Source organism: Polyangium spumosum, assembly GCF_009649845.1.
Lineage (GTDB): Bacteria > Myxococcota_A > Polyangia > Polyangiales > Polyangiaceae > Polyangium > Polyangium spumosum.
The window spans coordinates 66870-83784 of the sequence record NZ_WJIE01000021.1 but is presented as its reverse complement, the minus strand read 5'-3'; the positions used below and the strand labels follow the sequence as shown (position 1 = coordinate 83784).

The 16915-nt window shown below is 67.5% G+C and carries 7 protein-coding genes and 1 pseudogene; 2 read left to right on the top strand and 6 right to left on the bottom strand.

Annotated elements, in window-relative coordinates:
- Positions 1-63: 63 nt before the first annotated feature.
- Positions 64-918 carry a hypothetical protein gene (locus tag GF068_RS38755; RefSeq protein WP_153824593.1) on the bottom strand — a complete coding sequence of 285 codons (855 nt, stop codon included), beginning with the start codon at positions 916-918 and terminating at the stop codon, positions 64-66.
- Between the two features lie 1232 nt (positions 919-2150).
- Here GF068_RS38755 and GF068_RS47515 point away from each other — a divergent pair.
- Positions 2151-2528, top strand: coding sequence for an excisionase family DNA-binding protein (locus tag GF068_RS47515; RefSeq protein ID WP_153824592.1), 378 nt, complete (start codon positions 2151-2153; stop codon positions 2526-2528).
- Positions 2450-3601 (top strand): annotated as a pseudogene (locus tag GF068_RS47510) (tyrosine-type recombinase/integrase); the annotation flags it as partial. The gene GF068_RS47515 and the pseudogene GF068_RS47510, both read left to right, overlap by 79 nt.
- Here the strand turns inward: GF068_RS47510 and GF068_RS45830 are convergent.
- The 5 genes from GF068_RS45830 to GF068_RS38715 form a co-directional block, all read right to left on the bottom strand.
- On the bottom strand, positions 3537-4679 hold the full coding sequence (locus GF068_RS45830) for an IS3 family transposase (RefSeq protein WP_338046751.1): 1143 nt from the start codon (positions 4677-4679) through the stop codon (positions 3537-3539). The pseudogene GF068_RS47510 and the gene GF068_RS45830 sit on opposite strands and share 65 nt — an antisense overlap.
- A gap of 964 nt (positions 4680-5643) precedes the next feature.
- A complete protein-coding gene (locus tag GF068_RS38730; protein WP_153824589.1) occupies positions 5644-7476 on the bottom strand; it encodes an ABC1 kinase family protein in 1833 nt (610 codons plus the stop codon).
- 71 nt (positions 7477-7547) lie between these two features.
- Positions 7548-8234 (bottom strand): class I SAM-dependent methyltransferase, encoded by a 687-nt coding sequence (locus tag GF068_RS38725; RefSeq protein WP_153824588.1) that lies wholly within the window; start codon positions 8232-8234, stop codon positions 7548-7550.
- A gap of 32 nt (positions 8235-8266) precedes the next feature.
- Positions 8267-12133: a type I polyketide synthase gene (locus GF068_RS38720; protein ID WP_153824587.1), complete on the bottom strand. Its 3867-nt coding sequence runs from the start codon at positions 12131-12133 to the stop codon at positions 8267-8269.
- The gene (locus GF068_RS38715) at positions 12130-16704 is read right to left on the bottom strand and encodes a type I polyketide synthase (RefSeq protein ID WP_153824586.1); all 4575 of its coding nucleotides are present in this window, start codon (positions 16702-16704) and stop codon (positions 12130-12132) included. The genes GF068_RS38720 and GF068_RS38715 overlap by 4 nt, the downstream gene beginning before the upstream one ends.
- Positions 16705-16915 lie beyond the last annotated feature (211 nt).

The window sequence follows — 16915 nt, the reverse complement described above, 5'->3', positions numbered from 1 at the left end:
GGGCCGACGGGCACGCGCCCTGCTCGCGTCTCGCGCGGAGTATCCCGGCCGAGCAGGGACCTCTCAAGGCGGCCGCCACGAGCCGCTCCCCGGCGCGCGCATCGAACGGCGCCGCGGGATGCCGGACCCGGATCGCGGACGCAGTGGCGGCTTGCCTGCATCTGAGATGCGCCCGTCCTGCTTCGGCGGGACGTTGGACGAGCTCCCCCAGAGCTGCGGCGTCACGGTCGGCTTCGGCGCAGGCAACGCGCGCACGACATCACCTGCCACCTTCGCGACCGCATCGCCCTCCTCCGCGTCGACGCCCCGCCCGCGCCTGTCCCGCACCGCACGCCACGGTCTCGCCGTCATCGGCACGCGCCGTCCTGCCCTGCGAGACGTCGGCCTCAGCGGCGACCGTTCCGGCGGCGCCGCATTCGCCGACCTGATCGCCCCGAACTCTTGGATCAGCGCATCCAGGACCTCGACGCGCACGGCCCCGTTCTGCGGGCTCATGAGTACTGCAGCAAGCTTGTCCGCCGCCGCGTGCAACGCCCCCCAACCGTCGATCCGCTCGGGAGCTACACCACGCTCGTGAAGCCGCTTGAACAGAAGCGCATAGGCGATCGCCTGGATCACTCGCGTCCGCTCGTGAATCCTCTTCTTAGGGTCCGGCAGCAGCCCGCAGCGAATCAGGATCGCATCGATCTGCTCATCCTGGCGCGACGCATCGATGCGTTGCTGCGCGACCGCTGCCACGAGCACGTCTACCGCCCTCGCGAACGCCGGCTCCGCGAGAACCTTCTTGTCGTACCGCCCGTGCTCCCGTAGACGCGCCGCCAGCGCAACAGATGCCAGAAGCACCACCGTACGCTTCGCATCCGCCCGAGCCGCGGCATCCGTCAATGCCCCGTCCGAAGATGGCTGAAGCTCGCCCATAGAGTCCTCGACGGGACATGGTGGATCACCTGATGCCTATCGGGCAACGAAAATGGGGAGGGGCGTGCAGATTGGAACCGACCGTCCAGGGCAAATATGCGGGCGGGCTCGGCTCCGCGCGAACGGACTGCGCTGGCCCATGCCGCAGACTGGCAGTTTTGTGGAAAACCCACTGCATTTCCCATGCACCCTCCATTGGCCGAGCCATGGCCCCCTCCATGGGTCGGGAGCTCGGCGGCCATCCGCTCTCCGAAATGCCTCAACCCATGTGCAGTAGTGACCGAGTGTGCACGCCATTTCGGTGAACAGCGACACCATCTCGGGTTCGTCACGACGATCGAAGGTGAGGCATCCGCGATCCACCCCGACCTCCGAAGCAAAAAGTGGATCGATTTCATGGACCACCCGCAGATCGCCCCCTTGATTTCAAGGGTCAAGTTCGAGAGTTCCAGACGCAGAGCGGCCAATTTGCACGATCTCGCCATCGGGCGGCCCTCGTCGACAGCGTCGGACGGTAAGGTGGCACCCCGCCAGAGCGCCCTTGAGCGGCCGATCCGCGCGCCGCTGCTCCGTGAAACATCGCCGTCCTCGAACTCGGGGTCGGAATCGAGCAAAAAGTGGATCGATTTCATGGCTCGGCCGGAGCTCGGCAGCCGTGAAACAGAGGTTTCCGAAACGCACCTACGAAAAATGCCGGGGCTCGCATGGGAAAGTGGGGCGGTGGTCCAGCGTGTGCATCCAGCCCCAAACGTGAACCATCCAACCGAGATTTGGCCCCTCGGAGACCCCCTTGAGCCCTCCAGATCCGAGCCCGGGTTTGTCTCTTTTCAGAATGCCCCAAAAGCCGGCTGATTTTCCAAGCGACCTCGATCCCGGCAGCCGTGAAACAAGCCCCGGAGCGTTCTCTCGCCGGAGCCGACGAAAAAGTGGATCGATCACTGGCCGTACTCGGATCCGGCAGCCGTGAAACAGGCATTTCGCGCGCAGCGCCCTCGCCGCGACACAAAAAGTGGATCGATCGCATGGACCTCCCGCGATCCGACCCTTCTCAAACAAGGGGGTCCGTGCAGCTTCCCGCAGCGAAAACGGCAATTCGATCGAACCGTCGTAAACCGTTGATTTATTTGCACAAAGCCCTTGGCGCGTCGCCTCGACTGATATAGGCTGCCATCGCTGGACGTCGCCTACGCGCGCAGAACAGGGCGACGTCGACTTCCTTCGCGGGGGCTTCGATGGGCGGGGCTCCAGGGGAGGGTTTTGTCGAAAGGAGCGCCGGGACCATGCACGATCGTCGTGCCCAGCTCGAAGCCATGCGCGCGCTCGTCGAGGCAGAGCTCGCCAAGCTTTCTTTTTCGTCCGAGTCGAATCAACCACCACCGTCGTCCGTGCCCGCATTCATGACCGTCGAGGAGTACGCGCGGCGGATCCGAGTCCGGCCGGCGACGGTCCGCCGCATGGTGCGCGAGGAGAACCTTCCGCACGTGAGGCCGCGGCCGCGGCTGATCAGGATTCGGGTCAGGGATGCGGATCAATGGGTCGCCGCGAGGGCGTCGGGGGCACTCGCGAGGCGCAGGGCCGCGGTGGAGGCCCGGAGAGGAGCAGCGTCATGAGCTTGCCGAAGGGGACGTCGCTCTTCTGGCGGAAGAGCAAGAAGCGGTGGGTGCTCAGTTATGCGGATCCCGTGCGGGGGCAGCCGCAGAAGGTGCTGCCGAAGGAGATCGTGCGGCAGCGGGACGCGGAGACCTGGGCGCTCGAATGGCTGCGGGTACAGGGGATCCGGCCGGATGTGGTCCTCACGCAGCGGCGCGAGGAGGGGCTCTCGGTGGCGGCATGTGCGGAGAAGTGGATCGCGTTGCGGACGAAGGATAGCCGGGTCGCGCCGGCGACGTTGACGAACAATCGGCTGCACCTGGACAAGTGGATACTGCCGCGGTTCGGGACGAGGGCCATTGCGGGGCTCGAGGTGCCCGAGCTGCGGGCGTTCATCCGGGACCTGCGGGAGCAGCGGGCAGCGTCGACGACGCGGAACGTGTACTACACGTTCTGCACGCTGTACGCGGATGCGATGGCGGAGGGGTGGGTGAATAGTCCCGCAAACCTGGTCGCGCATCCGGCGGTACAGCGCGAGTTGCCCGAACTCGAGGCGCGGGCGGTCGTGCGGATCCCGATCGAGTGGGCGCGGGTGCTCATCGGTGATGAGCGGATCGCGCTGGAGTGGCGGGCGCGGTATGCGGTGGCGTTCACGAGCGGGGCGCGGGATGGGGAGATCGCCGGGCTTCGGTGGGGGGACGTCGAGATGGAGGCCGAGCCGCCGGTGTTCCGGATCGAGCAGGCCGTGGCGATCATCGGGGCGAAGGGCGAGGGCGGCTTCGCCAAGGTGAAGGGGCCGAAGACGAAGGGGAGCCGGAGGACGATGCCGCTGCATCCGGCGGCGAAGGCGGCGCTCGCCGCGTGGCGGGAGCGGTGGTCGGAGTTGGTCGGGAGGAGGCCGCGGGCGGAGGACTTCGTGTTTCCGGGGCCGGGGGGAGGGCCGGCGAGGCCGAAGAGCGCGGCGCAGATGCGGGAGGATCTCGAGCGGGTCGGGTTGCCGGGGGAGATCAGGGGGCAGCCGGTGGAGTTCAGGGCGACGAGGGCGAGCTTTGCGACGTGGTTGGAGGAGGCGGGGGTGGCGGACGGGGTGCGGAAGCGGTTGATGGGGCACGCGGTGGGAGATGTGACGGAGAGGCACTATACGGCGAGGGAGGTGGAGCAGCTTGCGAGGGCGGTATCACTGATCTCGCTCTGCCGTAGCCGCTTGATCGCCGAAGCCCGCCTCCCCGATGCGGTGAGCGCCGTGGGTGCTTCCTGCGGGCTCGCTGGTACACGCCGTCCCGCTTCCCGAGGATGCCCGCATCGCGCCCTGCGCGCCGGTCCTCCGGCGTCACGAACCGCAATGCGCTGTGCAGGTGCTCGAGATTGTACCAGCGCACGAAACCCTCCACCCACGCCCTGGCCTCGCCGATGCTCTGGAATGGCCTCCGCGGATACTCCGGCCGATACTTCAGCGTCCGGAACATCGCCTCGGCGTAGGGGTTGTCGTCGCTCACGCGCGGCCGGCTGAACGACGGCACCACGCCGAGCCGCTGAAACGTCGCCAGCATCGTCGAGCCCTTCATCGGCCCTCCGTTATCAGCGTGCAGCACGAGCTTCCCGGGATCGGCCTGCTCGGCCTCGCACGTCCGCTCCACGAGCTCCGCGGCGAGCTCCATGCACTCGTCCTCCTCGACCCGATATCCCACGATCTTCCGGCTGTAGATGTCCAGCACGAGATACAGATAGAAAAACGCTCCCCGTACCGGGCTGCGCAGGTACGTGATGTCCCAGCACCAGACCTGATTCGGCCCCGTGGCCACGCGCTCGCGTGGCTTTTGCGCCTTCGCCGGCCGAGCCTTGCCCCGGTGATTCATGAGCCCCTCGGCCCGTAAAACCCGATAGAAGCTCGATTCCGAGGCCATGTACACGCCCTGGTCCGCGAGCAGCGGCACGATCTGCTTTGGCGACAGGTCGCGGAACGCCGGGCTCGTGGAGACCTCCACGATGCGCTTGCGCTCGGCCTCCGTGAGCTTGTGCGCAGGCTCGTGCCGCGGCCCTTCTCGGCCGTCCTGGCCGCCTCCCTGGGCCTTCCAGCGCGCCACCGTGCGCGCGTGGATGCCGAGTGTCTTGGCGGCGTCTGCGCGCGTGGCGCCGCGCGCGACCGCCTCGTCGACGAGCTCGACGGTCACTTGTCGGTCTCCGGCTCCGTGTCGTCGTCCCCGTCCCCCCAGATCGCCCGGGCTTTTTTTGGAGCACCAAAAGCGCCGCGGTCTCCGCGAGCGCCTTGTCCTTGCGCCGAAGCTGCTTCTCGAGCTCGCGAATGCGCTTCCTGTCCGCCGCGCTGACGGGAGCGGGCTTCTTCACCTTGGCCCCGAGCGCGCCGATGGCCGCTTCACGCCATTGCCGGATCTGCGCCTCGTGAAGCCCTCGTTGTCGCAAGAAAGCTCCGAGCTGATCGGCGGGGAGCTGACCTGCCTCGACGACCGCCCGGAGCTTCTCCTCCGCGCTCCAATCCTCGGGACGACGAGGCGTAGGAGGGGGAGAATCCGGGGTGGAGGGAGGAAGATCCGGTCGAGAAAAACCAGGTTTGTCCGCGGTCACGGCGCGGACACTACACGCTTTCCGGAGCCAGAGCGAGAGGGTCGGCCGCGGAACGCCGGTCTCCGCCGAGAGCGCGGTCGCGGTGACCGCGCTCGGACCGCTGAGCCGCTGGACCATCTTCCGCTTGAAAGCCTCGGTGTATACTGCCATCTTGCGTCCTGTCCCCGCCCCCGATCACGGGTGAGCAAACTTGAGCCTCCGGAGGGGTAGGTTTGTAGGGACAACTTTCCTGACGCAGGGGGTTACTGTTGTTCCGTACGCATGTTGAGGCTCCTTCCGGCGGGGAGCCTGGGCACGAGGGCGACGGGGCGTCAGGACGGGGGGCGGCGAGGACTTACGGACGGATACCCAAAGACCTTCGCCCCCTCCGCCGATACAAGCGCCGCTGGAAGGTAGAACGCCTCTTCGCCTGACTCCAAAGCTTCCGCCGCATCGAGGTACGAGCGCCACGCCGAAAACTTCCTCGGCTTCGTCCATCTCGGATGCGTCGTCCTGTTCCTCAGGAGGCTTCCACGAATCAGGACCCCTGCGTGCTCTCTTCACCCAGGGGCGCTACGATCCGCTGCCATTGAGGAACGGGTTTGTCCCGACGCCAGTGACACCGAGTACCTTCCCTAGCTTCATCAAGCTCCGCAAGAGGTACAGGGAGAGGATGATGACGACGATCCACATCCCCGGCGGGAGCGACGGCATGGATGCGAAGACATCGCGCACGGGCAGTTGCGACATCGTCGATTTGCCCACGTTATGCTGCTTGGAGGCATACCGTGCGACGATGAAGATCGTCGCGATGAGCCCCAGGTTGAGCAGCGTGCCGACGAGCGCCTTGCCAACGGCCGCGGCCTTCGAGAGCCCCGCTTGAAAGCTCATCGCACGCTTGCGGATGAGGTCCGCCTGGAAGATCATGTTCTCCGCGAGCATCGGCGGGACTTTCATCAGATCGTTCACCGCGACCGAGACGTCCTCGCGGACCCGCTTCGACGCCATGCGCTTGAACACCCGAATTCGCTGGGCAGCATAGAAGCGGTTCATGACCTTGTAAAAATCGATGTCCGGAATCACGAATCGGAACGATGCGTCGAGCGCCGTCATCGTGCGAAGCAAGCGGAGGATGGCCCACTCGGGCGGGAACCTGTATCTGCCGATGATCGAAGTAATGGCCGCGTTCAGCGCCGTGAGCGAGCGCTGGTCATAAGGGACGCCCTTGACGTCCGTCAGGCTCTCCCACCGCTCCATGTCGCGGATCATCTCTTTGCGAACCACGTCGAGGTCCACGTCCACCGGGATGCCGGGGACCATCGTGAAATACGCGTCCGCGTACTTGCTGAAATCCTTTCTCCACAGGGCCCTGAGCGCCAGGTTGTATTTCGTGAGCAGACCGGCATCCAGAATGCTGACGGTGCCGAAGTCGATGTACGCGACCCGGCTCTTTCGGAGCATCATGATGTTTCCGGGGTGGAGATCGGCGTGGAGCAGGTTGTCCTCGAAGATCTGTTTGATCATGCTGAGGTACAAGCGGCGACCGAATCTCTTCGGCTTGATCTTGTTCTCCTTGCACCAGGCCTTCGCGCGTGCCGGGTCGTTGACGAGCACGTGGATGTAATCGCTCATCAAGACGCCGTCGAGGTACTCCATCGTCAAGACGCGCTTCGTGCAATATTGCGTGAAAGCCTTGGGCGCGTAGATCCCCTCCTGCTTCAACGTGCGCCGCATGCGGCGCATCGACGCTACCTCCAGGCGATAGTCGAGCTCCTCGACGAGGGTCTGCTGAAGCCCCTCGAACATCTCGTCCCAGCGGGCATACGTCATGAAACGAAAGAGACGGAGAAGCGTGAAGTACCCGCGCAAGATCGCCAGATCCTGGCGGAAGGAGTCCACGATGTTCGGCCGCTGGACCTTCACGGCCACCTTGACGCCCGACTCCCGCAGCCACCCGATATGGACCTGTCCGATCGACGCCGCCGCGATCGGCTCCGTCTCGAAATGCTTGAAGACCTCATCGATCGGACGTCCGAGATCCTCCTCGATGATCTTGCACGCTACGGCGCCCGGGAACCCGTGCGCCCGGTCGTGCAGCCGCGAGAGGTGATCGCAGAACTCCTTCGGCAGGATGTCCCGCCGCATCGCGATGATCTGCGCCGCCTTGATCCAGAGCCCGCCGAGCCTCTCGAACGAGGCCGTGATGGACCTGCCGAGCGCCTCGTAGGTATACTTCCCGCCCGGCCCCGCCGGCCGGCGCAGCCGCCTCATCGCGAGAAACCATACCACCCGCAGGACCATCCCGAAGATGTAGAACACCCGAGACCGCTTGATGGGCTTCGGCGGACGCCCTTTGCCCGTGGAATGAACCACGAGCGGGGTGGGGATCAACTTCTTCTTGAGCATGTCAAACCCACCTTTTACCGGTTCGAGGGGCCGGCGTACAGTGGTATCTCGCAGGCTCTCGGCCCGAGAGGTTACTTGGCGGCGGCGCGCTTGCGCGCAGAGAACAGCGCTACCATGCCGACGACGCGCATGGAAACGTCGTCGAACCGCGCCTCCAGGGCGTGGCGCAGGTCCGCCTCGTTGTCTCGAAGGTTCGAGAACGTGCCCTTCTGATTCAGGATCGGAAGCGCCCTGCGCGCGCGGCTATTCGTGGGGACGCCCTCGCCGAGCACCGTGCTGCCGAAGATCACGCCCGAAGGCGCGAGCAACGCGCCCAGGTGATCGAAGAGCACCGCCTTCTCCGGGATCGACCCAGGTACACAATGGATCATGTAGTTCGTCCCGATCGAGTCGAACGGCTCGCCGTCGAACGGTATCGGCGAGAGCACGCTGCCCTGGATCGTCTTCGGGCGATACCGCGCGATCCGCCTCGCCGTCTTCGCGAGCGGGTTCGGGCTCAAGTCGAGCAGGCAGACGCGCGGCGAGGGCGACGTGAACGTGCAATGGTCGAGCATGTACCCGGTGCCCACGCCCACGTCGAGGTGGTTGTTCGAGATGTACCGATTGTAATGGGCAAGCAGGATGTGCCCCGGGCAATCCCAGAAGTAAGGCGACGTGATGCCGTACACCAGCGCGTCGTAGATCGCCAAGCCGGCGCGCGAGTAACCGGCGACACCCAACCGCTCGGCCTCGCTGACGTTCGTGTATTTGTTGCTCATGTTCTTCTCCCTTTCGCTGTCGAGCGATGAACCTACGGTCGCAGCGCCCGGCAGACGATTTCCAAAAGCTCTCTCGGCGAGGTATCCATGAAGAGGTGCCCGCCGTTCATCATCATCAGTTGAAAAGCACCGTTCGTCATCGCATACCAGGGCCCGAGATCCCCGCGGCCCACCCCTCGATCCTCGACGCCGCCGAGCGCCGTCACCGGGGCATCGGAGAGCCCCCCGACCCGGAAGCGATATCCGAGCGCCAGCGTGAGGTCCGCTCGCATCGTCGGCCAGACCGCCGCGAGGAGCTCCGTGTCCGTGACCGCCGACGCCGTGAGCAATCCAAGCTCGCGCAGCGATGCGATCGCCTCCGGGCCCGTCCCGTCCGTCGAGATCAACGAAGAGAGCTGGGCCTGCATCGGATTCGCGCGATCTGGAGCGGCGCAAGCAGCGACGAACAGATGCCGCGGCGTCACGCCATATCGTGCCCGGAGCGCACGCGAGAGCTCGAACGCGACAAGCCCCCCCACGCTACAGCCGAAGAGAGCGAATGGAAGATCCAAGAACCCCTCGAGCATCGGGGTGAGCGCGTCGACGAGCGGCCCCATCGCGTCGAACGCCGGCTCCCGGAGCCGATCCTCGCGTCCCGGGAGCTGAATCGGGCAAACTTCGATCCAGGGAGGGACCATCTCCGGCCAAGCCCGAAACCGCGAGGCCCCGACGCCGGCATAAGGCAGGCAGAAGAGCCGTACGCGCGCGTCCGGCCGCGGGCAGGGCCTTCGAACCCAGACCGAAGGATCCAGAGAGAGCGGCAATGACACGGGCGCCTTGGCCGTCCCAATCGCTGTGGCAGGAGCGCCCGCGTCCGCCTCCGGCGCAGGCAGCTTTTCGAGCAGGTGCGTCGCGAGTTCTCGCATATCGGCGAATTGCCATGACAACGTCGCCGAGAGCCGCACCCCGAGCCCAGCCTCCAGCCGACGGCGAACCTCGAGGCCCATGAGCGAGTCGAGCCCGAGCGACCGCAGGGGCGTGCGAATGTCGAGCGCCTCGACATCCATATGCACGACCGCGGAGATCTGCTCCTGGACGAACCGCTCCAAGGTCGCGACCCGCTCCACAGGCGAGAGGCCTTGAAGAGAAACCCGCGCGGCCGGCGCAGGGAGGCGCCGCGCAGGCAGCGTGTCGAACCAGTACCGCTCCTTCTGCCACGGATACATCGGCAGCTCGACGACGCGCCCGCCGACCCCACCAAACCTCCGGAAATCTAGAGGGTATCCGTGGACATGAAGTGCCCCGAGTGATTCGAGCAGGCTCCTTTGCTCATCGGCCTGCCGCCGGAGCGACGCGACGACCGCGCCCTCGACGCCCGTCGCACCGAAATTCTCCTCCACCGCCGGGAGCAGGATCGGGTGCGGACTCATCTCGATGAAAATCGTATGCCCTTCGCGCATGAGCTCTTGCGTCACGCGCGAGAAAAGCACGGGCTTGCGCAGGTTGTCCGCCCAGTACTCGGCGACGAGCTCGTCCCCCACGAGCCGCTCCCCCGTCACCGTGGAGCGCATCGGCAGGTTTGCCCTCGCTGGTGCGATCCCCGAAAGCGCCGTGACGAGCTCCGCGCGCAAAGGATCCATCTGCGGGCTATGCGACGCGACGTCCACCTTCACCCGCCTGCAAAACACCCCCCGCGCCTCGAGCCCGGCCAGGACCTCGTCGAGCGCCGCCGGATCCCCCGCTAGCACCGTCGAGCGAGGGCCATTGCTCACCGCGACGCTCAACCGATCGGTCCGACTGGCGAGCAACGCCTCGCACTCGGCCATCGGCAGCTCGACGAGCGCCATCGCCCCCTTGCCGCTCACGGTCCGGAGCAGACGGCTTCGTCGACAGATGACCCTCGCGGCGTCTTCGAGCGAGAGTGCGCCCGCCACATACGCCGCACCGACTTCGCCCATGCTATGCCCGACGACCGCCGCAGGCTCGACGCCCCACGACCGCCACAGCGCCGCGAGCCCGACCTCGATGGCAAAGAGCAAGGGCTGCACGACGTCGATCTCCGCGAACCGCGAGCGCTCCTCGTCGGCCTCGAGCTCCGCGAGCACCGAGAACCCCGCCTCGCGCTGGATCGCGACGTCGCACGCCTCGAGCGCCGCGCGAAACGCTCCCTCCACGCCGAGCAACCTCCGCCCCATCCCCAGCCACTGCGAGCCCTGTCCAGGAAAGACAAACACCACCCTCGGCGCCCCCGGGAGGACTTTGCCCGTGACGAGCCCGGGAGGTGACTCGTCCCGGACGAACGCATCGAGCGCCGCTGCGATCTCGTCCTTCGAAGAGCCCACCACGCTGAGCCGAACGGCGTGGTGGCTTCGACGCAACGACGCCGTCGAGACGAGGTCGACGAGTTCGACCGAGCGACCTTCGCCCCTCGTCAGCCACGCGTGATAGACGCGCCCGAGGTCGCGGAGCGCCTGCTCGCTCTTCGCCGAGAGCGGCAAGAGCAGGGCCGACGCAGCCGGTGGCCCCTCGTGCACTTCGTCCCGCGGCGCCTCCTCCAGGACCACGTGCGCGTTCGTCCCGCTGATTCCGAAGGAGCTCACCCCGGCGATTCGCGGCTTGTCGCCTCTCTCCCAGGGCAACGTCTCGGTTGGAATGACGAACGGCGTGCCCTCGATCGAGATCCGCGGATTCAGCGTTTCGAAGTGGAGGTTCCTCGGGATCGACCCGTGCCGCATGCACGAGACGGCCTTGATGAGCCCCGCCATGCCTGCTGCGGGCCCGAGGTGGCCGATGTTGGTCTTCACGGCCCCGAGCGCGCACCGCGAGCCATTGGCGCGTGGCACCCCGAGCACCGCCTTGAGCGCATCGAACTCGATCGGGTCGCCGAGCGAAGTTCCCGTGCCGTGAGTCTCGACATACCCGACGTCCTCCGGCGCGACGCGCGCGTTCGCGAGCGCCTCGCGGAGCATCGCCTGCTGCGAGAGCACGTTCGGCGCCGTGAGGCCCGTCGAGCGGCCATCCTGGTTCACCGCCGAGCCGCGGATCACCGCGAGGATCGGATCTCCGTCGCGGCGCGCGTCCGAGAGCCGCTTCAGCACCACGACCCCGCACCCCTCACCCCCGACGAACCCATTCGCTTTCGCGTCGAACGTCCGGCACCGGCCGTCCGGCGAGAGCGCCTGCGTTTCCGCCATGAGCACGCCCCACGCTGCGTCGAGCATGACGATGACCCCGGCCGCGATCGCGAGGTCGCTCTCGCCTTGGCGGAGGCTCTGACAAGCGAGGTGCACCGCGACGAGCGAGGACGAGCACGCGGTGTCGATGGTGAGACAAGGTCCTTGCAGCCCGAGCGTATACGAGACACGGCCGGCCGCCGTGCTGCCCATGTTCCCCGTCAACGTGTACGCGTCGTACGCCTTGGCGTCGCGGAGCACCAGCATGTAGTCCGCCGAGTTCATCCCGACGAACACCCCCGTTCGGCTCCCGAGGAGCGATTCGGCGCGCTGGCCAGCGCGCTCGAGCGCCTCCCACGTCACCTCGAGCAAGAGCCGCTGCTGCGGATCGAGCCGCGACGCCTCCCGCGGCGAGATCTCGAAGAAGCCCGCGTCGAACCGATCGACGCCCTCGAGCATCGCGCCCCACCTGAGTTCGGGCTTGTTCGCCACGAGATCCTCGACGGCCCAGCGCTCCTCCGGGATCCGCACGACGCCGTCCGCGCCGTCGAGGAGCGCCCCGAAAAAACTCTCCGGATCCGCGCCGCCCGCGGGGAACCGGCACGACATGCCGACGATCGCGATGGGCTCGTGCTTGGCGCGCTCGAGCGACTCGATCTTGTCCCGCGAGGCGCGAAGCGCGAGCAGCGCGCGCTTGACGCGGGAGAGGCCGTACGTCCCTACGGGCTCGTGGTCGTGGATGGTCATGCTGAATGGCCCCCGAGCGCCTCGATCTCCGCATCGAGTGCGGCCTCGGCTTCCTCTTCGGTCATGTCCCGCACACGCGTCAAGTCGACGCGCGCCGCGAGCCAAGGACGCTCGGGCGACGATGTCGCGTGGCGAGACGGGCGGGCCGTCTCCTCGAGCAAATCGAGCAGGTGCGAAGCGAGCGCGGACGCGCGCGGATACGTGAACAAGAGCGTCGCCGAGAGATCGAGGCCCAAGCCCGTGCAGAGCCGGTTGCGGATCTCGAGGCTCGTCAGCGAATCCACGCCGAAGCTCTGGAATGGCGCGTCGCGACCCATGCGAGCAGGATCGAGCCGAAGCGCGGCGCCTGCGTGCTCGAGGACATACCGCTCGAGGAGCGCGAGGCGCTCGGCAGGCGCGTGGGCCAACAGCGTCTCGACGAAGCTCGGCGCGGCGGCGCGAGCCGAGGAACGCGCGCCCTCGGCGACGAGCTCCGAGAGCAAGGGCAGGCCCGCGGCGGTCGGGAAGAACTCGACCCAGGACCGCACGTCGAAGCGCGCGATGGCGACCTCGACGCGAGGACGCGCGAGCAAGGAGCGCAACCCGGCGAGCCCCTCCGCCGCCGTCAGAGCCTGCATGCCGCGCAGCGAGCGCGGCGCGCCGGCGTTCGCCTGGCCAGCACGCGCGAACGGACCCCAATGGATGGTCGCGGAAGGAAGGCCCGCGCGCACCCGCTCCCGCGCGAGCGCGACGAGAAGCGCGTCGGACGCCGCGTCGTTCGCGCGCGCCGGAGAACCAAGGAGCGACGAGAGTGAGGCGCACACCAGGAAGAAATCGAGCGCGCGATCCGCGGTGAGCTCGTGCAAGTGGAGCCCGCCGAGCGCCTTCGGGGCGAGCGAGGCGCGCAAGCTCGCCTCGGTCTGTCCGAGCAGCGTATGGTCGTCGAAGACGGCGGCGGCGTGCACCACGCCCCCGAGCTCGGGCAGGTCCGCGTCGAGCGCCGCGAAGAATCGCGCGAGGTCCTCGCGGCGCGCGACGTCCACGTCCGCGACGATCACGCGCGCGCCCGCGGCCTCGAGCTCCGCGATGACGCTCCGTGCCTCTTCGCTCGCAGCTCGCGTGTCCAGGAGCGCGAGGCTCCGCGCCCCGAGCTCCACGAACCAGGCCGCGAACGCGAGCCCCATCGCGCCGAGCCCGCCGGTGATCAAGTACGTCCGATCCGCAGCGAGCCCCACCTCGGGCGCGCCTCCCTCGAGGTCTGTTCGGACCACCCGCGCCGCATATCGACCCTCCGAGCGGAGCGCGATCGTATCCTCACGCTCGCGGCTCGCGAGCTCGCGGCAAAGGAGCTCGACCTCGGCCTCGGCCTCGACGATGCCGAGGTCGATCCGCGCACACGCCAGCTCTGGATGCTCGACCGCGATCGTGGCCCCGAGCCCGAACAGAGGCGCCTGCGCGACCGAGACGGTTTCACCCGGACGCACCGCCTGCGCGCCTCGCGTGACCAAGAAGAGCCGCGGCGGCTCGCGGAAACCGTGGCGCACCATCGCCTGCATGGCATACGCGGCGCTCGTCGTCGCCCGAACCGCGCCCGAGAAGAGCGCGTCGGCCGGAGCGGCGGCGAGAGGCGCGGCGTCCAACCCAGAGAGGTGCACGACGCCCCGACAATGTTCGGCCGTGCCAAACGCCTCCTGGAAGAGGCGACGGTAATCGTCGGGCCTCGACGCGTCGATGGTATACGCATGGGGGCCGACCCGAGAATAGGTGCCCGACGCCTCGACGCGGATGCAACGCGCGCCGAGCGACGACAGACGCTCGAGGAGGGCCCTCCCCAGGCCGGCCTCGTCCATGAACAGAACGAACGACGCAGATCGAGGGAAGGACGGCTCGGGCGAGGGCTCGATCCGCCGCCATGCGAGCTCGTACGTGCATCCTGGGAGCAAAGGCGCGGGCGCCACGTCGAGGGGTGACGTGGGCCGCGCAGGCGTGGCGCCCTCGATCCAGAACCGCTCGCGCTGCCAAGGATAACTCGGCAGATCCACGACGCGTCCGCCTTCGGGGTAGAGCCGCCGAAAATCGATGGGGTAGCCGTGCACGTACAGCCGGCCGAGCGAATCGAGAATGCTCCGGCGCTCGGCCACGCGAAAGCGCAGCGACGAGACCGCAGCCCCTTCGACCTTGGCCCGCAAGAGCGCCTCGTTCACCGACGGGAGGAGGCTCGGGTGCGGGCTCATCTCGACGAACAGCGTCGCTCCGTCGTCGATGAGCCGCTCGACGACCGGCGCGAAGAGCACGGGGTTGCGGAGGTTCTTCGCCCAGTACTCGCGCGATAGCTCCGGGCCCGACACGCGCTCGGCGGTCACGGTCGATTGCATCGCGACGCTCGCGGGCCCCGGAGCGAGGCCCGCGAGCGCTGCGCGGAGCTCCGTCGCCAGCGGCTCCATCTGCGGGCTATGCGACGCCACGTCGACCTTCACCGGCTGGCAAAACACCGATCTCGCCGCGAGTTCGGCCAAGAGCTCCGCGATCGCCGCAGGCTCGCCCGAGATAACCGTCGATCGAGGGCCATTGCTGGCTGCGACGCTGACGAGGTGCTTGCGCGTCGCAATCGCGCGCTCCGCGTCGTCCATGGACAGCTCCACCATGGCCATCGCCCCTTTGCCGCGCACCTTCCGCAAGAGAGCGCTCCGACGACAGATGACCTTCGCGGTGTCCTCCAGGGAGAGCGCGCCCGCGACGCATGCCGCCGCGACCTCGCCCATGCTATGACCCAGCACCAGATCGGGCTCTACGCCGTACGAGCGCCACAGCGCCGCGAGCGCGACCTCGATGGCGAAGAGCACCGGCTGCGCCACGTCGATCTGGGCAAGCCGCGAGCGCCCCTCCTCGGCGCGCATCTCGGCAATGACGGAGAACCCCGCCTCGCGCAGGATCGCCGCGTCGCAAGCTGCAAGCGCGTCGCGGAAGGCAGGCTCCTCGTCGGCGAGCCGCTGCCCGACCCCCGGCCAGATCAGACCCTGGCCAGGAAAAACGAAGACGACCTTCGGCGCCGCGGCGCGCGCCTGCCCCACCTCGAGGCCCGGGGGCGATCCACCGCCCAGGAACGCCGCGAGCGCCCCCGCGAGCTCCTCCTTGGAGGCCCCCGAGACCACGAGTCGATGGGCGTGATGCCGGCGCCGGAGGCTGGCGGTGAAGGCGATATCCCCGAGGTCCGCCGCTGTTTCGCCGAGGAACCCGACGTATCTCCGCGCTGATTCGGCGACCGCGGCCTCGCTCTTCGCCGTGATCGGCAGCAGATGACACGAGGCCGGCGGCGCCGATTTCTTGGACGACCGCGGCGCCTCCTCAAGGACGACGTGGGCGTTTGTCCCCCCGATGCCGAACGAGCTCACGCCCGCCCGCCGCGGCGCGGCGCTCGGCCTCCATTCATGCGACGCCGCCCGGATGTAGAAGGGGCTATGCTCGATCCCGAGCTCGGGGTTCAGCTTCTCGAAGTCGACGTTCGCGGGGATCAAGCCGTTCTCGATGGCGAGCACGGCCTTGATGAGGCCCGCGATGCCGGCCGCCGACTCGAGGTGCCCCACGCTCGATTTCAATGCTCCGATCGCGATCCGTCCTCGCTCCGCGACCCCGGCGAAGGCCTGCTTGAGCGCCGCCATTTCGATGGGATCGCCGATCGGCGTGCCGGTGCCGTGCGCCTCGATGTATCGAATGGTGCCAGGGTCGACGCGCGCGACTGCGAGCGCCTCGGCGATCACCTGCGTCTGGCCCCCCACGCTCGGCGCGGTGAAACCGACCTTCAGAGACCCGTCGTTGTTGATGGCGCTGCCCCGAATGACGGCTCGAATCGGATCCCCGTCTTCGAGGGCGTCCTCGAGCCGCTTCAGGACCACGACCCCGACGCCGTTGCCGAAGATCGTCCCCTGCGCTCGCTCATCAAAAGCGCGGCAATGACCGTCGGGCGACAGGATGAACCCGTCCTCGTACTTATAGCCCCTGCCGCGCGTGAGCCGCATCGTCACGCCACCTGCAAGGGCGACGTCGCACTCGCGCGCGAGCAGGCTCCCGCACGCCACGTGCACGGCCACGAGCGACGTCGAGCAGGCCGTCTGGATGGCGACCGAGGGGCCCTTCAGGTCGAGCTTGTACGACAGGAACGTGGGGAGATAGTCCTTGTCGTTGCCGAGCAGGGATTGAAACCCCTCATAGACATTGCCCTGCATGTCGAGCCGCGTCGACAGATAGCTGCTCGCGCTCGAGCCTGCATAGACGCCGATCGACCCCTCGTATACCTGCGGATCTACGCCGGCGGACTCGAGTGCCTCCCACGCGCACTCCAGGAAGAATCGGCGCTGCGGATCCATGAGCTCCGCGTCGCGGCGCGTGATATCGAAGAAAGATGCGTCGAAGAGGTCGAAGCCCTCGAGCAACGCCGCGGCAGGAACGATTCCCTCGGCGGGAGCTTCGTCTAGATGAGAAATTCCCGAAACGCCCCCCCTCAGGTTCCTCCAGAACTCCGAAAGGTTCGCTGCGCCAGGGAACCGACCCGCCATGCCGATGATGGCGACGGCCCCCTCGATCACGTCACTCATGGTTGCTTCGCACAAGAATCACGGTCACCGCTCGCTACCGACGCGGCGACAGCTCTTGTTGGCACGAGCCGGCGCCGCCGTGCAAGTAAAATCCGCCACGGGCGAGGGCACCGCCGCCTCGCCGGGTCGAGCCGACGAGCGCGCGCAGTACGAGTCATGGGGCTCGATGGCCCTTGACAGCCAGGAGACGTTGTGTCTCTTTTCGCATTTT